Below are 1,248 nucleotides of genomic sequence, written 5' to 3'. Positions count from 1 at the left end.
CGGTCACCGCCGTGACGGCCGGCGGTGACCGAGCCCTGTCCCCCGCCCCGGATCCCGCGCACCTGCCGCAGGCCATCGAGCCCGCGCCGGTGGCGATCCCGTCCCCGGGCTCTCCGCCCCTGCCGTGGCGACCGGCAGTACCGGAGCGGCCCACGCGGGGACTGTCGCTGCCCCTGGACCGTGCCCTGCTGGAGCACCTGGCGCACGGGCGGATCTCCGACGTCTTCGGTCCCGCCTTCCGCGCGCAGGACCACAAGCGACGGCAGACCCGGTTGCCGCGCCCCCCGATGCTCCTGGTGGACCGGGTCACCCGGCTCGACGCGGAACCCGGCTCGATGTCCACCGGCACGGTTCACACAGAGACCTACGTCGCCCCGGACGCCTGGTACCTGGATCCGGCCGGCCGGATGCCCGCGGGCCTGTTCATCGAGGCCGGCCAGGCCGACCTGCTGCTGATCAGCTGGCTCGGGGTGGACCTGCTCGACCACGGCGACCGGGTCTACCGGCTGCTGGGCTGCGAGGTGACGTACCACGGACCGCGGCCGGCCGTCGGGGAGACGCTGCGGTACGAGATCCACGTCGAGGGCCATGCCGAGCACGACGGCGTGCGGCTGTTCTTCTTCCGCAGCGACTGCTACGTCGGTGAGGAGCTGCGGCTGTCGGTACGCCGGGGCCAGGCCGGTTACTTCACCGACGCGGAACTCGCCGGTTCGCAAGGAGTGCGCTGGAGCCCGGAACCATCACCGGCAGGGGCGGTCGACCCGCCCGCTGTTCCTCCGGCCGCCACCGCTTTCGGTCCCGACGCCGTACGCGCCTTCGCCGAGGGCCGACCGGCGGACTGTTTCGGCCCCGGCTGGGATGTGTCGCGCGCCCATGTGCGTACCCCGACTCCCGGGGAGGGCCGGCTGTGGCTGCTGGACGAGGTGAGCGAACTCGACCCCGCCGGGGGCCCCTGGGGTCGTGGCTACCTGCGTGCGGAGAGCGAGGTCCGGCCTGACGACTGGTTCTTCGACGGCCACTTCCACAACGATCCGTGCATGCCTGGCACGCTCATGTTCGAGGGCTGCGTGCAGGCGATGGCGTTCTATCTGGCCGCGCTGGGCTTCACACTTGACCGGGACGGCTGGCGGTTCGAGCCGGTGTCCGACGAGTCCTACCGGATGCGCTGCCGGGGACAGGTCACCCCCCAGAGCCGTCGGGTCCGCTACGAGGTGTTCGTCAGCGGACTGTCCTCCCACCCCCGGCCCA

1 pseudogene is annotated in these 1,248 nt (G+C 72.4%); it reads left to right on the top strand.

Features of this window, described 5'->3' with window-relative positions:
* Nucleotides 1–1,248: pseudogene (locus B7767_RS35560) on the top strand (beta keto-acyl synthase); the annotation flags it as partial.

Origin of the sequence: Streptomyces sp. 13-12-16 (assembly GCF_002114215.1) — a bacterium.
Taxonomy (GTDB): Bacteria; Actinomycetota; Actinomycetes; order Streptomycetales; family Streptomycetaceae; genus Streptomyces.
This window is presented reverse-complemented; position numbering and strand designations above follow the sequence as displayed.